Origin of the sequence: Micromonospora sp. NPDC049047 (assembly GCF_040649135.1) — a bacterium.
Classification (GTDB): Bacteria; Actinomycetota; Actinomycetes; order Mycobacteriales; family Micromonosporaceae; genus Micromonospora.
On the sequence record NZ_JBEZEY010000008.1, the window covers coordinates 13,589 to 31,452 of the forward strand.

14 protein-coding genes, 2 tRNA genes and 1 pseudogene are annotated in these 17,864 nt (G+C 70.8%); 10 read left to right on the top strand and 7 right to left on the bottom strand.

The genetic code is table 11. The features are described from left to right. Window positions 1–6 precede the first annotated feature (6 nt). Both AB0B86_RS14775 and AB0B86_RS14780 read left to right on the top strand, forming a co-directional pair. Entirely contained in the window at window positions 7–747 is a 741-nt protein-coding gene (locus AB0B86_RS14775) for a YcnI family protein (protein WP_357407670.1), read from the top strand. 691 nt (window positions 748–1,438) lie between these two features. Further along, window positions 1,439–1,654: pseudogene (locus AB0B86_RS14780) on the top strand (hypothetical protein); the annotation flags it as partial. 340 nt (window positions 1,655–1,994) lie between these two features. Here AB0B86_RS14780 and AB0B86_RS14785 read toward each other — a convergent pair. Continuing rightward, window positions 1,995–3,287 (bottom strand): glycosyltransferase 87 family protein, encoded by a 1,293-nt coding sequence (locus tag AB0B86_RS14785; RefSeq protein ID WP_357407672.1) that lies wholly within the window; start codon window positions 3,285–3,287, stop codon window positions 1,995–1,997. A 66-nt stretch (window positions 3,288–3,353) separates the two neighbouring features. Between AB0B86_RS14785 and orn the strand changes: the two genes are divergently transcribed. Then, complete coding sequence (orn, locus tag AB0B86_RS14790; RefSeq protein WP_357407674.1) at window positions 3,354–3,950, top strand: oligoribonuclease; 597 nt, start codon at window positions 3,354–3,356, stop codon at window positions 3,948–3,950. 107 nt (window positions 3,951–4,057) lie between these two features. Continuing rightward, window positions 4,058–4,130: transfer RNA gene (locus AB0B86_RS14795), tRNA-His, on the top strand. A gap of 142 nt (window positions 4,131–4,272) precedes the next feature. Here AB0B86_RS14795 and AB0B86_RS14800 read toward each other — a convergent pair. Next, window positions 4,273–5,565, bottom strand: coding sequence for an Ig-like domain-containing protein (locus tag AB0B86_RS14800; protein WP_357418154.1), 1,293 nt, complete (start codon window positions 5,563–5,565; stop codon window positions 4,273–4,275). A 250-nt stretch (window positions 5,566–5,815) separates the two neighbouring features. Beyond that, a complete protein-coding gene (locus AB0B86_RS14805) occupies window positions 5,816–7,090 on the bottom strand; it encodes an Ig-like domain-containing protein (protein ID WP_357407678.1) in 1,275 nt (424 codons plus the stop codon). 188 nt (window positions 7,091–7,278) lie between these two features. Here AB0B86_RS14805 and AB0B86_RS14810 point away from each other — a divergent pair. Beyond that, a tRNA-Lys gene (locus AB0B86_RS14810) sits at window positions 7,279–7,354 on the top strand. A gap of 151 nt (window positions 7,355–7,505) precedes the next feature. On the opposite strand, the gene AB0B86_RS14815 is transcribed toward AB0B86_RS14810, so the two are convergent. The 4 genes from AB0B86_RS14815 to AB0B86_RS14830 all read right to left on the bottom strand — a co-directional run bounded on the left by AB0B86_RS14815 (window position 7,506) and on the right by AB0B86_RS14830 (window position 10,880). After that, window positions 7,506–8,726 carry a site-specific integrase gene (locus AB0B86_RS14815; protein ID WP_357418157.1) on the bottom strand — a complete coding sequence of 407 codons (1,221 nt, stop codon included), beginning with the start codon at window positions 8,724–8,726 and terminating at the stop codon, window positions 7,506–7,508. A 3-nt stretch (window positions 8,727–8,729) separates the two neighbouring features. Beyond that, window positions 8,730–8,939, bottom strand: coding sequence for a helix-turn-helix domain-containing protein (locus AB0B86_RS14820; protein ID WP_357418159.1), 210 nt, complete (start codon window positions 8,937–8,939; stop codon window positions 8,730–8,732). Further along, on the bottom strand, window positions 8,936–10,090 hold the full coding sequence (locus AB0B86_RS14825) for a DNA methyltransferase (protein ID WP_357418389.1): 1,155 nt from the start codon (window positions 10,088–10,090) through the stop codon (window positions 8,936–8,938). The genes AB0B86_RS14820 and AB0B86_RS14825 overlap by 4 nt, the downstream gene beginning before the upstream one ends. A gap of 67 nt (window positions 10,091–10,157) precedes the next feature. After that, window positions 10,158–10,880, bottom strand: a complete 723-nt coding sequence (locus AB0B86_RS14830) for a hypothetical protein (protein WP_357418161.1) — start codon at window positions 10,878–10,880, stop codon at window positions 10,158–10,160. Window positions 10,881–11,527: 647 nt separating this feature from the next. On the opposite strand from AB0B86_RS14830, the gene AB0B86_RS14835 reads away from it, so the two are divergent. The 5 genes from AB0B86_RS14835 (at window position 11,528) to AB0B86_RS14855 (ending at window position 17,837) form a co-directional block, all read left to right on the top strand. Continuing rightward, window positions 11,528–12,349, top strand: a complete 822-nt coding sequence (locus AB0B86_RS14835) for a hypothetical protein (protein WP_357418164.1) — start codon at window positions 11,528–11,530, stop codon at window positions 12,347–12,349. 283 nt (window positions 12,350–12,632) lie between these two features. After that, window positions 12,633–13,073: a pilin gene (locus tag AB0B86_RS14840; RefSeq protein ID WP_357418166.1), complete on the top strand. Its 441-nt coding sequence runs from the start codon at window positions 12,633–12,635 to the stop codon at window positions 13,071–13,073. Between the two features lie 311 nt (window positions 13,074–13,384). After that, the gene (locus tag AB0B86_RS14845) at window positions 13,385–15,121 is read left to right on the top strand and encodes a hypothetical protein (RefSeq protein WP_357418391.1); all 1,737 of its coding nucleotides are present in this window, start codon (window positions 13,385–13,387) and stop codon (window positions 15,119–15,121) included. Then, the gene (locus tag AB0B86_RS14850; RefSeq protein ID WP_357418168.1) at window positions 15,121–16,047 is read left to right on the top strand and encodes a PrgI family protein; all 927 of its coding nucleotides are present in this window, start codon (window positions 15,121–15,123) and stop codon (window positions 16,045–16,047) included. The genes AB0B86_RS14845 and AB0B86_RS14850 overlap by 1 nt, the downstream gene beginning before the upstream one ends. A 38-nt stretch (window positions 16,048–16,085) precedes the next feature. After that, window positions 16,086–17,837 carry a DUF87 domain-containing protein gene (locus AB0B86_RS14855; RefSeq protein ID WP_357418394.1) on the top strand — a complete coding sequence of 584 codons (1,752 nt, stop codon included), beginning with the start codon at window positions 16,086–16,088 and terminating at the stop codon, window positions 17,835–17,837. Window positions 17,838–17,864 lie beyond the last annotated feature (27 nt).

A 17,864-nucleotide genomic window follows, 5' to 3' on the forward strand; every position in this document is an offset into this window, starting at 1 on the left:
AAACCCATGACCCGATTCCGGCGCACCGCAACCGCCGCTGCCGCCCTGGCGTTCACCGCCGCCGCCACCGCTGTGCTCGGCTTCGCCGGACCGGCGTCCGCGCACGTCACGGTCAACCCGAAGGAGGCGGCCCAGGGCGGGTACGCCCGGGTGGCGTTCCGGGTGCCGAACGAGAGCGACACCGCCTCGACCACCAAGTTGGAGGTGACGCTGCCGGAGAACGCCCCGGTCGGCTCGGTGTCGACAATGCCGGTGCCCGGCTGGACTGTCGCGACGGAGAAGCGCAAGGTGGACCCGCCGATCGAGGTGCACGGCAGCCCGCTCACCGAGGCGGTTTCCAAGATCACTTGGACGGCCACCGGCGACGCGGCGGTGAAGCCCGGTCAGTTCCAGGAGTTCCCCGTTTCGATGGGGCCGCTGCCGCAGGTCGACTCGATGGTCTTCAAGGTCCTGCAGACCTACTCGGATGGCAACATCTCGCGCTGGATCGACCCGCCGGCGCCGGGTGCGGAGGAGCCGGAGAACCCCGCGCCGGTGCTCACCCTCACCGCCGCCGCGGCGTCGACAAGCTCAGGCGGGTCGAGCGCCGCCGCCGTCGTGTCGTCGCCGGACGACGACGATGACGACGAGGGCAACGGGCTCGCGGTCGGCCTCGGCGTGGCCGGTCTCGTCGCCGGACTGGCTGGACTGGTGCTGGGCGGGCTGGCGTTCACCCGGACCCGTCGGGAGCCGGTCGCCAAGTCCTGACCCTGTCGCGCCCGCTGGCCCGCCGGAACCATCCGGCGGGCCAGCGCGCTTTCACGTGGTCGGACCTGACGGTGCCGTGGATATCCCCTGATCACCGCCCCTGCGTCGGTAAGGTCGGCCGGGTATCTGGCTACGGAGGGAGACGGTGCGAATGCGTGTCGTGCGGGCGATCGTCGGTGTGCTGCTGTTGGCGGTGGGGATTCCGGCGCTGTTCGTTGGTGGCGGGTTGTGGTTGGTGACCCGACACGCCGACCCCGACGGGGCCTTCGCCGCCCGCTTCGAGACGCTCCGCACACCCGGCCACGCGGTGGTGGTCACCGACCTCGACCAGCTGCTGCGCCAGGGGGCGCCGTTCGCGCGTACCGGGCAGACCCGGCTGCGGCTGGAGGCCCGCAGCACCGACGGGCCGGCTTTCGTGGGGCTCGCGCCCACCGCCGAGGTGCGTGACTGGCTGGCGCCGGTGCCGCACGCCGTGCTCCGCCGGGTGGCGCTGGCCCAGGGCCCGCTGCCGGTTCGGCTGGACCCGGCCGGTCCCGCTGCCGGCGCTCCGGTCGATCCGGCCGCCGTCGTGCCGGTCGGCCCATCGGACCGGCCGTCCTGGGTACGCGAGGGCGTCGGCTCGCTTGAGTGGAGCGCGGACGACCTGGCCGGTGAGCCGATGAGTCTGGTGCTGATGCGCCCCGACGGTGCCGCCGACCTGGCGCTGGACCTGCGCGCCGAGGTGCACGCGGGGTGGACCGGCCCGGCCACCTGGAGCCTGCTGTCCGGTGGCGTTCTGCTCGTGGCGTGCGCCCTGCTGCTCCTGCTGCGACCGTTGCGGCCCCGCGAGGTGATCTTCGTGGTGGAGCCGGACCAGGTGCCGGTGCTCGCCGGCCGGCTCGGGGTCACCTCGCTCAGTGGCCTGGGCACCCGGGAGCCCGCGCCGGCCGCGCCCTATCCGGCCGTGCGGCAGCTCAGCATGGTCGGCTCGGGGGCGGGGGAGCGGTCTCGGTCGATCGGTGCCGCACCGGCCCGGTCCGCTGCCCGCACGGACCTGGAGCAGTCGGCCCGGGTGCCCCGGCCCGAGGCGACAGTGAGCCTCGCGTGGCCGCCGGCGGGCGCGAAGGCCACCGTCCGGCCGGTGCGGGTCGACGAAACAGCGGGTGGCCCTCCACGCTGCCGACGCGGAGGGCCACCCTCACCGGGGGATCGGTGCTACCCGAGCGACGCTTGAGGTAGTTGGGCCAGATTAGCGCCACTGGTGGTTACTAGGTAGATCCGTCCATTTGGTGCGATTTTTCCGCAGGTTGCGGTTGGTCGTCGGCGAGGCGCCGGCGAGCGGAGCGCACCGGCAGGGCCACCAACAGCAGCAGGCTGATCAGCACGTAGGCGTTCTGCACAACGAAGTCCACCGGGTTGTGCGTGCGGATCGGTCCCGCCCCCCATTTCTGGAACGTCACCACGCCGTAGACCGTCACGGCGGTGATGCCCAGCGCGAGCCCGGCCAGCCACCATCGCCGACGTGCCTGGTCCGGACGGTCGGCGCGCAACGCCGCGTCGGCGAGCAGCACCACCGCCGGCACGAACCAGTAGATGTGATGGGTCCAGGTGATCGGGCTCGCCAGGGCACCGACCAACCCGGTCAACGTCAGCCCCGTCAACGGGTCACCGGCCCGCGCCGCACGGGCGGCCCGCCACAGCCCGTAGGCGGCCACCACGGCCACCAACAGCAGCCAGAGCAGTCGGTCCGGCTTCGCCGGCTCGGTGAACCGGCTGAGCAGGCCGAACAGCGACTGGTTGCTAACGATGTCGGTGCGGCCGACCCGCTCGGTGGTCCACAACTCGTGCGTCCAGAACCGCCACGAGTCGGCCGGGGCGACCGCCGCCGCGAGCAGTGTCGCCGCCGCCGCGGTCGCGCTCGCCACCGCCGCGGCCCGCCACCGCCTGGTGGCCAGCAGGTACACGATGAAGATTCCGGGAAAGAGCTTGAGCGCCGTCGCCAGCCCCACGCCGACGCCGGCCCAGCGCCGCGCCTGCGGTACGGCGAACAGCAGGTCGGCCAGGATCAGCACGACAAGCAGCATGTTGATCTGCCCGAAGGTGAGCGTTTCGCGGGTGCTCTCCATGGCCAGCACCAGCAGCACGGCGGCGGTGAGCGTGAACGCCCGGGGCAGGTCGTGCCGGGCGATGACCGGCGACACCAGCCAGCGGGTGGTCAGCACCACGGCCGCCGCGGTGAGCACCGTGAAGATCGCCACGGTGGCACCGAGCTTCAGCAGCCCGAACGGCCACAGCAGCAGCGCGCTGAACGGCGGGTAGGTGAAGTACAGCTCGCCCTGCACCCGGTCGGGTTGGACGTAGTCGTAGAGCGGGTGGCCGACGCGCCACCAGTCGACCGCCGACATGTAGATCTTGAGGTCGAGGAATTTGTGGTTCAGGCCCGGCAGGTAGAGCGCTGGCAGCACGGCGATGAGGGCCACCACCGTGACCAGGCGACGGACCGTACGGCCGCCGGGGTCGTCGTCGGTGACGGCGGGCGGTGCTACGGGATCGGCTGGCACCCCGAAACCCTAGCGGTCTGCTCCGCCGAGAGCGCGCAGCCGCGAGGCGTGGGCTGCGCGTAGGCTGTGCCGGTGGCTGATCTTCTTGTCTGGATCGACTGTGAGATGACCGGGCTGGACCTTGGCAGGGACAAACTGATCGAGGTTGCGGCACTTGTCACCGATCCTGATCTCAACGTGCTCGGTGATGGGGTCGACGTGGTGATCCACGCCGACGAGGTGGCACTGGCGGGGATGCCGGAGATCGTCCAGACGATGCACGCCAAGTCCGGCCTCACCGAGGAGGTCCGCCGTTCGGTGGTCACCCTCACCGAGGCGGAGGACCTGGTCCTGGACTACGTCCGCACCTTCGTCAAGGAGCCGCGGACGGCCCCGCTGTGCGGCAACTCGATCGCGACCGACCGGGGCTTCATCGCCCGCGACATGCCACGGCTCGACGCCCACCTGCACTACCGGATGATCGATGTCTCCTCGATCAAGGAACTGTGCCGGCGCTGGTACCCGCGCGTGTACTTCGGCCAGCCGCAGAAGGGCCTGGCGCACCGGGCGCTGGCCGACGTCCGGGAGAGCATCCGGGAGTTGGAGTACTACCGGCGTACGCTCTTCGTCCCGCTGCCCGGCCCGGACGTGGAGACCGCCAAGGCGATCGCCGCCGAACTCTGACCCCACGCGCGGGCGGCCCCGGATACCCGCTGGACGGGGCCGGCCGTGGTGCGGCTATTATTGGTCCGCACCCCGCCCGGGGCGATCGACCGGGCGACGGCGGCATGGTGGCTGTAGCTCAGTTGGCAGAGCACCGGGTTGTGGTCCCGGTTGTCGTGGGTTCAATTCCCATCAGTCACCCAGATGGTCGTACGACTGAGGCCCCCTCCCCGGAGGGGGCCTCAGTCGTGTTCGACGACCCTGATCCACACCGGTTACGCGAAAACCGGGGCATCCCCTCGCTGGGATGCCCCGGTTTCCTGTGACGCGAGTCGACCTTGGCTCAGGCGGTCGGCGTGGCGGACGGGGTGCCAGCGCCGTCCGGGGTCGGCGGGGTGGTGTCCGGGTCGGCGGGCGGCTCGTACGGCAGGGCGCTGCCCTTGACGTACTCGTCCCAGCTCATGTTCCAGTCGGTCCAGCCGTTGCCGTTCTGCAGCTTGCGCTCGGTGCCCTTGACCGTGATCGGGTCACCGATCTGGGTGTTCTTGAACAGCCAGTCGCCGTTGGCCATCGACACGTTCACGCAGCCGTGCGAGACGTTCACGCTGCCCTGCTGCCCCTCGGACCAGGGTGCCGCGTGGATGAACTCCCCGCCCCAGGTGAGACGCTGCGCGAAGTCGATGTTGGTGCGGTAGCCCTCCTCCGGGCCGAGCTCCTCCATCGTGTCGAAGACCGTCTTGCGCAGCTTCTCGATGACCACCATGGTGCCGCTCGACGACGGGGTGCTCTTCTTGCCCAGGCTGACCGGAATGGTCTTGATCACAGCGCCGTTGCGGGTCACCGTCATCCGCTTGGTCTTGTTGTCCACCGTCATGATCACCGACGGGCCGATCTTGACGTCCACCGCGAGGTCGGCGCGGCCGTACCAACCCTCACCCATCGGCAGGCCGCCGGCCTGCACCCGGTAGGAGACCTTGCTGTTGGCCTTCCAGAACTCCTTCGGCCGGTACCGGACCTCGGTGGGGCTGACCCAGTGCCAGATGCCCTCCTGGGCCGGGGTCGAGGTCACCGTCATCCGGCGCTGCACGTCGTCGCGGTAGTCCTCCGGGATGCCCCGGCTGAACTTCACGATCAGCGGCATGCCGACCCCGACCACCTGGTTGTCGCCGAGGAAGCTGCTCACCCGGACCTGGTTGGCCGGCTTGGCCATTGTGGTGAAGGTGCTTGTCGTGGTGGCCGGACGGCCGTCGTCGCCGGTGGCGGTCACTGTCGCCGTGTAACTCGTGCCGTACGCCAACGCGCCGGCCGGCTGCCACGTCTTGCCATCCGGGGCGACCGCGCCCTCGACCGCCTTGCCGGCCGCGTCCTTGAGCTCGACGGCGGTCTGCACGGCGTCCTTGGTGGTGAAGGTGATGCCGGTCGAGGCCGGCACGTCCTTGGCGTCGGCCGCCGGCTCGCTTATCGTCGCGGCGGCCTTCGGTGGCGGGCTCTCGTCGCCGCCGTGCCATGAGGACGGCTTGCCGTCGCCACCGCCGGTGCAGGCCGCGGTGAAGGCCAGCGCCACGGCGAGGAACCCCGCCGCGAACACACGGCGTCGCCAACGTTGCCTGATCAGCTGATCCTGGCTAGCTCGCATGATTCCCTCACAGTCGTGGTCGCTGCCCCATCGTCTCCTACTGACGCACCAGAGCCGGCCCGGGTTGCCGAGGGTGAACCGAAACACGCCGAGAATCCTGCCGGATTTTGCTACTATCCGGCGTTTCGTGAGCGTGATTCGTCTCCGTCCGGGGTGGTGGGGTCGCCGCGGCGTCGTCGCCTCGCCGGAGTGCAAGGGTACGCGCCGGCCCCGCCATCGGCAGGACCAGCGCGTAGGGGACCGACGAGGCTCAGAGCAGCGGGCCGGCGCCACCCTTTGGTACGGGGAGCGCGCTGCCCTTGACGAACGCCGACCAGCTCAGGCTCCACGCCGTCCAGCCGTTGCCGGCGACGATCTTGCGTTCGGTGCCCTTGATGGTGATCGGGTCACCGATCCGGGTCTTGTCGAACAGCCACTTGGCGTTTGCCATCGACACGTTCACGCAGCCGTGCGAGACGTTCTGCCGCCCCTGCACGTGCTCCGACCAGGGCGCGGCGTGGATGTACTCGCCACCCCAGGTGAGCCGCTGGGCGAACTGGATGTCGGTGACGTAGCGGTTGGCCGGGTCCGGGTCGTCGCGGGTGTCGAAGACGGTGGCTTCCTTCTTCTCCATCACGACCATCGTGCCGCTCGACGACGGCGTGCTCTTCTTGCCCAGGCTCACCGGGATGGTGCGCACCAGCGCGCCGCCCTCGTACACCATCATCTTCTTGTTGGCGTTGTCGACCTTCATCACGAACGACCGGCCGATCTTGGCGGTGGCCTTGCGGTCCAGGTCGCCGTACTTGCCGTTGCTCAGCGGCATCCCGGCCAGGGCGATCCGCACCGTGATGGTCGTGCCGGGCTTCCAGTACTCCGGCGCCCGGTAGTAGGCCTGGGTGCCGTTGTCCACCCAGTGCCAGGCCCCCGGCTGCGGCGGATCGGTGCGGACGAACATCCGCTTCTGCACCGCCGCCCGGTCCTTCTTCGGGATGCCCGGGTGGAACTCGGTGACCACCGGCATGGCCACCCCGTAGCTCTTGTCGTCGAAGAGGTACAGACCGGACCCGATCGTCGACTTCGGTTTGGCCATCGTGGTGAAGCTGCTGGTGCCCTGGCTGGTCGTGCCGTCGGCCGCGTTGGCCGTGACCGTGGCGGTGTAGCGGGTGCCCCACTTCAGCGGGGCGGACGGCACCCAGGCGGAGCCGTCGGTGCGTAGCTTGCCCTCCACGGTGCCGCCGCCGTCCGCGGTCAGGGTGACCGCGGCGACCTTCCCGCCGTCCGGGACCTTGGCGCTGATCTCCGTGCTCACCGGCCGGTTCTTCGTGCCGTCGGCCGGGCTCAGCATGAGCGTCGGTCCGGTTGGCGCGCTCGGCGTGGTCGGTGCCGAGGGCACGGACGAGTCCGGCGCGGCGCTCGTGTCGGCCGCCGCCGTCCCGCCGACGAATGCCGGCTTCTTCTGCTCGTCGCCACACCCGGTCAGTGCCAGCGACGCCACCAGAGTCAGCGTGCCCACCACCGCTCCGGCTCGCATGAACCGTGCCATGCCCACCTCTGTTCTCGCGTACCTGGCGGACATCGTGCCGCATCACCGCCGCAACTCAAGCCCCCGTCCCGGGAGCGCTGACCGGTTCGTGGAGTTTTGCCCGCAAAGCTCGACCGAAGGGGGGAGCCGGGTAACCGAATTGGAGCCCGGCTCGTGGGGGTGCTAATCTTCTCTCCGTTGCCGAACGAGCGCCGCTAGCTCAACTGGCAGAGCAGCGGACTCTTAATCCGCGGGTTCGGGGTTCGAGTCCCTGGCGGCGCACCAACTAAAGGCCCTGACCAGCAAAAAGCTGGCCAGGGCCTTTATGCTGATCTATGTAGTTTCGAACCCTCCCCCGAAAACCCCCCAGTAACGGTCGGGGCGATCAGGTTCGGCGGGCCGGGTGGTAGGCGTACCGGCCGCCACCCGCCCCCGGCTATCCGATCGGGGCCGGGCCAGAGTTGTGGGGTTCGGAATCGCCTGGCTCCGGCCTGCCCCCGAGCTGTTCGAGGATGGCAGAGCTGTCGGGGGCAAGGGCTGGCTTGACGATGTAGTGCTTCTTGGTGGTCTCCTTACTCCCGTGGCCGAGTTGTGCGGCGGCGCTGTCGGTGTTGGCCTCCTTGTCGATCAAGGTGGCAACGGTCTTGCGGAACGTGTGGGGAGTGACCCATTCAAGGCCGGTGTCAGCGCGGGCTGCACGCCACTGGCGGCGAACGTTGGGCGGAGACAGCCAGGTGCCACGTCGGGAGGGGAAGATCGCGTCGTTGGGGTCGGCGGCGGCGGTGAGCTTGCGCTCCAAGAGCATCCCGACGGCGAATCGGGGCAGGACGACTGACCGGTAGCCGGCATCGCTCTTTGTCCATTCCTGCCGGAAGAAGCCTTTGCCCTTGATGTAGATGATGGTGCCGCAGATCGTGAGGGTGGGATGTTCAGCGGCGAGGTCGGCGTCTTCCCACCGCACTGCCAGGATCTCGCCGATGCGGGCGCCGGTGGCGAGCATGAGGTCAACGATGTCGGCCAGGTCGCTCGTGGGCCGAGGCCCCGACTTGCCCGGGGTGGGCTGCTGCCACTTCCGGATCGCCGAACGAACGTCGTCCAGTTGCTCCCGATCAAGCGCGACGACCCTCTTGCGGGGCTTTCGCAGTTGGCCGGTGTCGCGGATGGGGTTTGTCGTGAGCGCACCCCGACGGACGGCCAGGGCGAACATCTGGCCGAGGACGACCTTGGCGGTCTTGGCGGCTGAGGGACGGTCCTCGGCGATCCTCCGCAGGAACTTGTCGAGGCGGCCTGCGCTGGCCTCTCGGATTCGTAGTTCGCCTAGAGCGGGCACGATCGAGACGCGCACGCTGATCTCGTACCTGCTGATGCTTTGCAGCGATACCCGTTCCTCTGCGGCTATCTCCTCCAGCCACAGAGCGGCGAGCGTGCTGACGTGCGTCTCCCTGGTGATTTCGTCGTCGTCGTTAGGGGCGACCCGGTCGCGGACTTTGACCTTGAGCGCCCGTATGGCGGCGGGGGCGGTGGTGTCGGTGGCTTCGACGTCGCGGGTTTTGCCGTCGTGGTCGCGGTATCGGGCTCGGGCGCAGTACCGGTTGGACCCGAGCTTCTCGGTACGGATCGTGCCCAAGGTGCCGATGGGTAGTGGGGGTCGGGCCATGGTTCAGCGCTCCGGGTCGGTGTGGTCGTCGAGCCAGCGTTCGACTTCGCTGCGCCGGTAGCGCAGGGTGTTGCCGACGCGGATGGCGCGTGGTCCCTTGCCTCGGCTGTGCCAGGCGTAGAGGGTGTTCTTCGGCTTGCCCAGCCAGGCGGCGACGTCATCGATGGTCAGGAGAGGGTCGGGCCGCCACTGGGCGGGAGTCGGGGCGGTCATCGCTGATCCGGCGTGACGGGCGATCCGGGCTGCGGGTATGGCTTGCCGGGGTCGGTGGTTGCGTTGGGCCGTATGACCCCGGGGATGGGCTGTGAGTTGGGCGGGCACGGATCGGGTGTCCTTTCAACGTCCCGGCCCGCGTGGGACCGGGTGTCGGTGGCGCTGCCGTTGGGATTGCTGTTCGCTGGGCACGCCGGGTGTGCACGTCGATCCATCCGGGACGGGGTGAAGGCATCAAGCCGATCAGTGTGCGCACGGGCGCTGGCTGATCCGCTCTGGGTGAAGTCGTGCCGGGGTGACCGCGGGGCGCGGAGGACCACGACGTCTTCGTGCTGGACGAGCCACTGCGGGTCACCGGTGGCGATGGCGTCACGGGTGTTCTTCTGCTGGAAGAACGAGGCCCTGGGAATGATCACGCTGTCGCGGACGCCGCAGATGAGGGCGATGCATTCCTCGACGAGTTCGAGGCCGGCGTTGATGCCGGCGGCGGCGACCATGCCGGGGATGTCGATGAGTTCGCCGTGGCGGCGGTAGGGGCGGGCGGTGACGACGACATGCCCGCCGGGCCGCAGCAGAGCCCGGCAGCCGGCAAGGATCGCGGTGAACCCGTCAGCGAGCTGGCCGTGACTGCGGTAGGCGAGGTTGTCCGTGCCGCCGTACCTGTGGTTGATCTTGCGGACCTTGCCGCGTCTCGGTCCGGGGGTGCGGACGTGGCCGTGGGTGGACGGCCCGTACGGCGGTGAGGTGATCACCAAGGAGACCTGTCCGTGCAGGCTTGCCGGCAGCAGGGACGGCAGCGCGGTGGAGTCCCCGTGATAGATCTCGCCCCTGCCCGGTGCCCCGGCCTGGACGGTGTGGCGGATGTTGTCCGCTGCCTTGGCGACCCATTCCGCCTCGTACTCGACCCCGATGCCGTGACGGCCGAGACGCATGGCCTCGATGACGGTGGTGCCGATGCCGGCCATGGGGTCGAGCACCACGTCACCGGGACTGGTGTAGGTGCGGATGGCGTAGCGGGGGATGGTCGGCAGCATCTTGCCGGGGTGTGTCAACGACTCCGGGGTGTACCGGCCGCGCCGCAGGTCCCGCGACGCGGTTTGACCGGTGAGCCAGACCGAGCCGAGGTAACCCTCGGCGAGCAGGGCGGCCAGGTCGGACGCGTTGGGCTGCGGCGGTTCGAGGTCGTTGGGCTCGGCGGGGTGGAACGGCGGACGGGGCTCAGGCACGGGCGTTCTCCTCACCGGTGGCGGTAGTGGCGAACACGAGCAGGTCTCGGAAGGTCGGCAGGTGGCGGCCGGCGAGCAGCCGGCGACCGTCGTCGGCCTCGTCGGGGTGTTCCGGGGCGGTGCGCGGCTCGTGCTCGGGCAGCGGGACGAGGACGGCGGGGATGTGCTGGTGGTAGAAGAGTCCGGCGGTACGGGCGGCGGCGATGACCGTGGCGCGGTGGCTGAACTCACCCGGCTGAGGCTGCGAGGCGGTGAGGCCGACAAGCAGGAACCCGCCGGGGCGCAGCAGAGGCCGCCAGGCGGTCATCGCTGTGGCGATGCCGTCTCGGGCGAGGCCCTGTTCGCCCTTCGGCAGGGTCGCCAGCATCAGGTCGACACGTGCGCCGGGACGTCGCATGGCGTGGCGGGTCGGGCGATCGGGAGTGGGCGGCAGGAGCCGCACATGCAGGCGGTGGCGACCGGTGACCAGCCGGGCCGGAACCCGGTCCAGGTAGGCGGTCGCGGCGATGGCGGCGGGGTGCGCGTCGAGGTCGAGCACCACCTCACCGACGCGGGTGTAGCGGCGGATGAGGTAGGCGAGGTGGCTCGGGGAGAGCCCGTGCCAGTCCGGCATCCCCGTTTGGGGCGTGCGGGGGAAGCGGGTACGGGCGAGGAGCAGGCCGACGGGTGCCGGCTGGGGCCGGTCACCGGGGGCGGTGGAGCTGGGCTTCGGCATGGGCGTGTGGGCCACGTCCGCCGACGAGCGCTGACACTAGGGGATTACAAATCCGGGCCTCGGATTGGAAACCCCGCCGCGCGCCAACCTCGGCACCCTGCCCGATACCGAGGGGGTTGAACAAGATCATCGACGGGTTGAACACGCAGGTCAGGGCCGTCGAAACGCACTCTGCTCGCACCATCTGGCCGGCAGAGGACCACGACGGGGCTGTGACCGGTTGAACAAGATCGTTAACCGGGTTGAACAAGATCCTCGTCTGCTTGAACACGATCGGGCTGATCGCCCCCGGGCTTGAACAGGATCGTCCCGGGCGCGTTCCGTGGCCTCTCCTGGCCCTCCGACTGGTTCCGTATAGGTGGATTCGTGGCGGGCGTGTTCAAGCCGGCTTCCTCGAAGCGGCTACGGCCGGCGCGGAGTGCTTGAACAGCCTGACCACGGGTGGAACACCTCGGCTCGGGGTGTCGGCGGGCCGCTGCCGGGCGCATTGACGGGCATTGGCGACGGCCGGGTTGAACATTTGTCGAGCCCGTTTGAACAAGATCATGAGTGTTCATGATCTGTTCAAAGGCCCTGGTGGCGTGGTGGCACAGCGCCGACCGGCACTCCCGCCGGACGGCACACGGTCATCACGAGGGAGCACCACCATGGACCGTCGTACCCCTACCACCGAGCCGGCCGCCCCACAGCGGGGCGAGACGCTGCTCAACGACATCGAGTACCGATTCCGGCTGCTGGGGCAGGGACCGAGCCCGCTGTCGGTGGACGGCCGCAGCCTCGGTCACGGCCTGCCCCGGCGGGCCATCGCCCTGCCCGAGCTGTCGGCGATCCTCATGCACCCGTCCTGCGGTTACGCCGCCCGGGACGCCGCATGGCGGCTGCTGGTGCAGCACGCCCGTACCGGCGACCCGGCATGGCGTGCGGGTGCGGTCGGTGTCGCGCTGCCGGGCCTGCGGTTCAAGGCGTACCTGCTGGCCAAGCTGTCCACCGGCGACGTGCAGGCCGCCATCGTCGAGCACTTCCTCCGCGCCCTCGGCACCGTCGATGTGTCCAAGCCCGGCGTGGTCGGCAACCTGCTTTCGGCGGCGTTCTCCAAGGCCCGCGCCGAGCTGCGCGACCTGGAGCCCGCCTCGTCCGGGGCGCCGAACCACGCCCCGGGGGCGGTGGTGCCGCCGGCCCCGTACGGCCACCCGGATCTTGTCCTCGCCCGCGCGGTCAACGTCGGGGCCATCACCTCGCAGGAGGCGGAGCTGATCGGCGCGACGTACCTGGAGGATGTCAGCCTGACCGAGTACGCCGAACGGAGCGGCCAGCCCCGCTGGAACCTGTACAAGCGGCGCACGGCCGCCGTCGCCCGACTCAAGGACGCGATCGAGTCCGGCGAGCTGTCCGACCCGTACGCCGACGCGATCAACGAGGCCACCGCAACCCTGGTCCTCGATGCTCCGACTGCCCGGAAGCGTCCGTAAGTAGGTTGCCTGAGCTGCGGCTTTCCAATTCGAGGCCCGGATTTGTAATCCCTTAGTGCGGGACTCTTCCGCGCAGGTGACCTGCTCCGACCGGACCCGTTGACGGCGCTGACACCCCGTACGGTCCCCGGCTCACCGCCTTCCCAGTGAGGAGGACGGCCGCGCCGGTCGGCACCACAGGTCACCCACGAGCGCACCGCCCGGTCCCGCCTTCGTCGCCCACTCGCGCACCCACGTCCCGTTGAGGGCTGCCTAGGCGTGCGCACCGGAGGTGCCCAATCCCATGAATCACAACCCCTCTGGGCGTTCCGAGGCGGCGGCTCGCCGCCGCCTCGGGACCGCCGGGCGGGGACGGCCGTCCGTCCGCCGTCCGCGCCGAGACCTATCTCGTCCGGCCCGCGCCTCGCTGATGCTGCTCGGGGTCGCCGCGGTGACGGTCGCCTTCGTCGCCGCCTCGGGAGCGGCGTACGCGGCCGAGCCCGCCCCGGTGGTGCTTGCCGTCGAGTCGATCACGCAGGTGATCGACAACATCCGTCTCTGGCTGCTCGGCATCCTCGCCGCCTGGGCGACCCTGTGCCTGACGGTGGGGTTCCTGCGCTACACCAGCGGCGAGCCCGGCGAGGTCGAGAAGGGCAAGCTCGCCTTCCGTAGCGCCGCCATCGGCTACGCGGGAGCCCTGCTCGCCCCGCTGCTGGTCACGATCGTCGGTCAGTGGGTGGCCTGATGACCATCCGCATCGTGACCCGCCGCGTAGCGCTGCTCGGCGTGGTGATCCTCGCCGGCCTGACCTTCGCCTTTGCCAGCCCGGCGCACGCCGAGCCCAGCCCGGCACCCGGCCCGCCCGCAACCGCGCCGGGGACGCCGCCGAGCCCTGGCGTGCCTGACCCTGGTGTCCGTCCGCCGGGCGTGGAACCAGCTCCGTCCACGCCGCCGACGCCGGCACCCACGCCCGGCCCGGCCCCGACTCCCGGCCAGCCCTCCTACGACGATGATCCGGCCTGGTACGACATCGGAGGCCAGATCCGCAAGGCCGTCGTGGACCTGGTCGTGTGGGTCGCTGAGCAAGCCCTTCAGCCGGTGATGGAAGCCCTCGGCGCGTCGTGGCTGTCGACCCCAGACCTCACCACCAACGAGCACGTCAAGGCGATCTGGACGACCAGCCTGATCGTCGCCAACGGCGTCATCGTGCTGTTCATCGTCGCTGGCGGATTCCTGGTCAGCGCCCGGGAGACCCTGCAAGCCCGGTACGGCCTCAAGCAGGTGCTACCCCGCATCGCTGTCGGCGTGGTCCTCGCCAATTGCAGCCTGCTCCTCGGGCAGAAGGCGATCGAGCTGACCAACGCACTCACCGTTGCCATCGCGGGTAACACGATCGACGGCCCGACCGCCGCGACCGCGATTCGGCAGATCGTGGACAACGCCCTGCAAGGCGATGGGTTCCTGATGGCCCTGATGGCCATCGCCGTGATCGTGATGTGCGTCGTCCTGGAGTTCACGTTCGTGCTGCGGCTCGCCGCGTTGATCATCCTGTTCGGTTTCGCCCCGGCGGCGTTGATCTGCCACGCGAGCCCGCTTACCGAAGGCGTGGCGAACCTGTGGTGGCGCTGCGTCCTGGCCTGCCTGGGACTGCAACTCGGTCAGGCCGTCATCGTCATGTCCAGCATCAAGGTGTTCCTCACCCCCGCCGGGCCGACCGTGATGGGCGTGCCCGCGACCGGAGCCGGACTTCTCGGCGTCGTGGTCTGCCTGACGATGCTGTGGCTACTGATCAAGCTGCCGGGCTGGATGCGTCAGTTCATCCTCGGCCCACTCGGACAGCGCAGCGGCCGAGGACTGCTCGGCCAACTCGTCCACGCCGTCCTGATGATCAAGACGCTCGGCACGGCGGCCGGCTTGCTGGGCGCAGCGAGCACGGCCGGGGGCGGCGGACGGACGGCTCCCCGTCCGTCCGGCCCCCGTCCGTCACCCGGTGGCCCCCGTCCGCCTCGCCCGCCTCGTCCGGGAGCGGCTCCCGTCCCGCCACCCCCACCCGGACCAGTGCCCTTCAGCCACGCCCCGGTCACCCACACTCCGCTGCCCGCGCCGTCCGGGACGACCGCCCCCACCTTCAGCCACCCGGCGGCCCCGTCCACACCATCCGCACCGCCGTCCGGCGGTGTCCCGGCCGCGCAGTTCTCCCATCCGGCCCCGCCCCAGCCGAGTTCGCCGTCCCCGGCCGCACCACCGGCACGCGTCGCCTTCAGCGATGCCACGACGACCGCGCCGAGATCCGCACCCAGCGGTCCGGCACCGGCGGTCACGTTCTCGGCCGCACCAGCGAAGCAGAGCGCGCCACGCCGGGCACCCGTCCCGGTCACGCCGGTGTTCTCCGCAGCTCCGACGGCATCGCCAGCCGGCGGGCCACGACGTGCCTCGACCCCGGGGACGCGGCCCACGGCGGCGAGGCGCGCCAGCCCGAGCGGACAAGCCCTCGGCAACGGAGGAGCCCCGGCGGTTGTGGGCACCACCGCCGCTCGACGGACACCGGCGGCGAGTACGGCCCGGCTTCGTCCGGCGGTCCCGTCCGTACCGCCGTCCCCGGGCGAACGCGGATCGGTCGTCCCGGTCCCGCCGTCGCGCCCGTCCGCGCCTGCGCGGCCGAGGCCGTCCCCGGCGGCCAGTACGGCTCCAGTGCGGTCGACAGCCGTCCGTCCGGGGCCGTCCCCGTCCCCGGTGATTCGGCCGTCCGCGCCGGTCGTCCGCCCGTCATCGAGTTCGATGGGTGATCAGTAGTGAACCGGCTCAGCGACGAGGCCCCGATGCGGGCTCGGGTGCCCGCCGACATCGAGCGTCCCGACCGGATCGCGTTCGGCATGTCGGGACGGCAGGTGGTGATCCTGGCCGTCACGGGACTGCTGCTCTACGCCGCGTGGACGGCGGTGGCGACGCTCGTGCATCCGTTGGTGTACCTCGTGGGGGCGATGCCGATCGCCGCCGGGGCGTTCTCACTCGCGGTCGGCCGCCGGGACGGCATTCCGCTCGACGCCTGGGTCCTCGCGGCGCTGCGGCACCGCCGCAGTCCGCGTCGACTCGTACCGGCCGACGGGCCGGTCACCCCGGCTCCGGCGTGGGTTGCCACCACCGCCGGGCCGGGTGACCGGCTACCGCTGCCCGCACCGCTGCGGCTGCCCGCGAAGGGCATCACCGGCAACGGGCTGATCGATCTCGGCGCGGACGGCACGACGAGCCTGGTCGCCGCCTCCACGGTGGCGTTCGGGCTGCGGACCCCGGGGGAGCAGAACGGCCTGGTGGCCGGGTTCGCGCGGTGGCTGCACAGCCTCGACGGCCCGGCGCAGATCGTCGTGCGGGCGCAGCGGGTCGACCTGACCTACCTCGCCGACCGGTTCCTCGCCGCCGCGCCAGGGCTGCGGCATCCCGCATTGGAGGAGGCAGCCCGCGCGCACGTGGCGTTCATCGATGACCTGGCCGGGCAGCGCGAGCTGCTGCACCGGCAGGTCACCGTCGCCGTGCGCAGCCGACGCGGCCCGCAGCATGCCGCGCACCACGCGGCCGAGGTGGTCCGCGCGCTCGGCGGCTGCGAGGTTCCCGCCCGAGTGCTGGACGGGCCGGACGCGGCGGTGCGGCTGGCGGCCAGCCTCGACCCCACCGCCCCGACCTTCACGCCCTACGCCACATCTGACGGAGGTGACGACCTGTGATCCCGCTCCCCGCGCTGCTGCCGAAACGGCGGCGTGCCATGCCCGAGTCGACCACGATCCTGCCCGGTTCCCCGGACGCCGTCGAGGTCGACGGCCGACACGTGCGGGTCGGTGACGGCCACAGCGCCACCCTGGCCGTCATCGGCTACCCGGCCGAAGTCGGCCCCGGGTGGGCCGAACCGATCCTGTCCTACCCGGGCCTGGTCGACGCCTCCTTCCACATCGAGCCGGTCCCGCCGGCGGTGGCCTCCGAGCGGCTGCGCAAGCAGCGCGGCCGGTTCGAGTCCTCCCGCCGCCACGACGCGGCCAAGGGCCGCCTCGACGATCCCGAACTCGACGCCGCTGCGGCCGACGCGGCCGAGCTGGCCACGCGGGTCGCCCGAGGCGAGGCCCGGCTGTTCCGGCTCGGCCTGTACCTGACCGTCCACGGCACCAGCCCCGACGACCTCGCGCAGAGGGTGGCCGAGGTGCGGTCCCTGGCCGCCTCGCTGCTGCTCACCACCGCGCCGGTGACCTGGCGGCAGTTGCAGGGCTGGATCAGCGGCCTACCCCTCGCGTTCGACGCGCTCGGGATGAAACGGGTCTTCGACACCGACGCCCTCGCCGCAGCCTTTCCGTTCACCAGCCCCGACCTGCCCGACACCGCCGGGGACAACGGCATGGGCGTGCTGTTCGGGCTCAACCTGCACTCGGCCGGAGTCGTCGTCTGGGACCGGTGGGCGCAGTCCAACTACAACGCCGTCATCCTCGCCCGCTCCGGGGAAGGGAAGTCCTACCTGGCCAAGCTTGACCTGCTGCGCAACCTGTGCCTCGGGGTGGAGGCGTTCGTCATCGACCCCGAAGACGAATACCTGCGGCTGGCTGATGCGGTTGGCGGTACCGTCATCCGCCTCGGCGCGGCCGGGGTGAAGATCAACCCTCTTGACCTGCCGGCCGATGATGACGATGCCCTCAACGACCGGGCGCGGTTCATGCAGACCCTGGTCGCGGTCATGGGCAGCGGTGACACCGCTGTCAGCGCGCCCCTGCCCGGCGACGAGGCCCGGTCCCTCGATGTTTCGGTCCTCGCGGCGTACCGGGCCAAGGGCATCACCACCGACCCACGCACCTGGAGGCGGCCGGCGCCGCTCCTCGCTGATGTGATGGCCGCCTTGGAGGGCACCGACGACGCTGGCCGCCGAGTCGCCGCCCGCCTGCACCCCTACGTCGCCGGCAGCATGAAGGGCCTGTTCGACGGGCCGACCACCACCGCCGCGCAGGGGCACCTCGTGGTCTTCGCCATCAAGGACCTGCCCGAGCAACTTCACCCGGTCGGCACGCTGCTCACCCTGGACACGATCTGGCGCACCGTACGCGGCGCGACCGCCTCCGGCGCTCGCCCGGACGTGCTGCGGATGGTGTTGGTGGACGAGGCGTGGAAACTGCTGTCCGGCGGTCGCGGCGGCGTGTTCCTGGAGACCCTGGCCAAGTCCGCCCGCAAATACGGCGTCGGTCTGACCGTCGTGACCCAGGACGCCGCTGACGTGCTCGCCACCAAGACCGGCCGCGCCGTCGTCTCCAACGCCGCCACGCAGGTCCTTTTGCGGCAGGCACCGCAGGCGATCGACGCCGTGGCCGAGGCGTTCGGGCTCACCGACGGCGAGCGGGCGTTCCTGCTGTCCTGCCAGCGCGGCGACGCGCTCCTCACGGCCGGGTCGGCGCGGGTGGCCTTCCACAGTCACGCCTCCGCGACCGAGCACGAGTTGATCGTCACCGGCCCGGTCACCGGCCCGCCTGCCCGCCGCCGCTGACCCCAGCCCACGACCCCCTCCTTCCGT

Coding starts and splice junctions, on each gene's coding strand:
- AB0B86_RS14775 (WP_357407670.1), top strand. CDS start 7: ATGACCCGATTCCGGCGCACCGCAACCGCCGCTGCCGCCCTGGCGTTC.
- AB0B86_RS14800 (WP_357418154.1), bottom strand. CDS start 5,565: ATGCGAGCTAGCCAGGATCAGCTGATCAGGCAACGTTGGCGACGCCGT.
- AB0B86_RS14805 (WP_357407678.1), bottom strand. CDS start 7,090: ATGGCACGGTTCATGCGAGCCGGAGCGGTGGTGGGCACGCTGACTCTG.
- AB0B86_RS14815 (WP_357418157.1), bottom strand. CDS start 8,726: ATGGCCCGACCCCCACTACCCATCGGCACCTTGGGCACGATCCGTACC.
- AB0B86_RS14820 (WP_357418159.1), bottom strand. CDS start 8,939: ATGACCGCCCCGACTCCCGCCCAGTGGCGGCCCGACCCTCTCCTGACC.
- AB0B86_RS14830 (WP_357418161.1), bottom strand. CDS start 10,880: ATGCCGAAGCCCAGCTCCACCGCCCCCGGTGACCGGCCCCAGCCGGCA.
- AB0B86_RS14835 (WP_357418164.1), top strand. CDS start 11,528: ATGGACCGTCGTACCCCTACCACCGAGCCGGCCGCCCCACAGCGGGGC.
- AB0B86_RS14840 (WP_357418166.1), top strand. CDS start 12,633: ATGAATCACAACCCCTCTGGGCGTTCCGAGGCGGCGGCTCGCCGCCGC.
- AB0B86_RS14855 (WP_357418394.1), top strand. CDS start 16,086: ATGCCCGAGTCGACCACGATCCTGCCCGGTTCCCCGGACGCCGTCGAG.